2 pseudogenes are annotated in these 1,106 nt (G+C 60.4%); both read right to left on the reverse strand.

From position 1 onward, the window contains the following. Positions 1–236: pseudogene (locus HWX36_RS36685) on the reverse strand (type VI secretion system tip protein VgrG); the annotation flags it as partial. Positions 237–249: 13 nt separating this feature from the next. Then, a pseudogene (locus tag HWX36_RS37545) lies at positions 250–1,106 on the reverse strand (type VI secretion system tip protein VgrG); the annotation flags it as partial.

A 1,106-nucleotide genomic window follows, 5' to 3' on the forward strand; every position in this document is an offset into this window, starting at 1 on the left:
TGACCGGTGTCGTAGCCACCGAACACGTAGGTGCTGAAGGTCCGTACCGCCCCGTTGCCCAAATCGATGTCAGCCGACAGTGACGTGCCCAGCAACACGTCCAGGTCCAGATCCGGGTCGCTGCTCAACAGGTCCAGTCGATAGGACGCCTCCCGCGAGACGTTCTCTTGAACCGTCAACGCGAGCGCCACCGCACTCGGGGCCAGCGCGTCACTTCGCAATTCGATCAGACGCATAAGGGCTCTCCCATCAGTTCAACAGATGCAGCATCTTGAACACCTTCAATTCATGAGCGTGAGCTGAATCGCCAAAATTCGTGTACGACAAGTTAAGTCCGGAAATCGATATATCGATACCCGTCTCCGATATGCTCGTTCCTGTGGTACTCACCGAACTGCCGGTCATCGACATGCTCGATCCGGTCACGCTCGTCGACGCGCCCGTGGTCGACATGGACACGCCCGTGATGCTCGTCGACGTACCGGTATCCGAAATCGACGTACCGGTCATCCTCGTCGACGTACCCGTCACCGACGTGCTCGCACCAGTGAAGCCCGTCGACGTGCCCGTGCACGACAGCGAGACACCCGTCACGCGTGCCGACTGTCCGGTCACCGATGTGCTGACGCCCGTCATCGACGACGCAATACCCGTCATGCTGTTCGAAACGCCCGTCACCGCATTTCTCAATCCCGTGATGCCGGTCGACATCCCCGTGAACGACGTCGACACACCGGTGAAGCCCGTGCTCACGCCCGTGAACGACGTGCTGACGCCCGTGAAACCGGTCGACACGCCGGTAAATGAGGTCGATACGCCCGTGAAGCTCGTATTGACACCGGTGAACGATGTGCTCAGCCCCGTGAACGACGCCGACACCCCGGTAAAGCCCACCGACACCCCCGTGTACGACATCGAGATACCCGTATAGCTGACCGAGATGCCCGTCACCGACGTCGACGTGCCATGCACGGACAGATTCATGTCCTGACCGACCGACGTCGAACTATTACGCTCGACGGTCTGCTGCATGTCGCGCTCGGCATGCAGCATCAGGCGCTCCGCGCCATACTGGTCGTCGAACGTCAGTTGGCTCCCGTTCTGCG

This window comes from Burkholderia sp. BCC0405 (assembly GCF_902833075.1).
Taxonomy (GTDB): domain Bacteria; phylum Pseudomonadota; class Gammaproteobacteria; order Burkholderiales; family Burkholderiaceae; genus Burkholderia.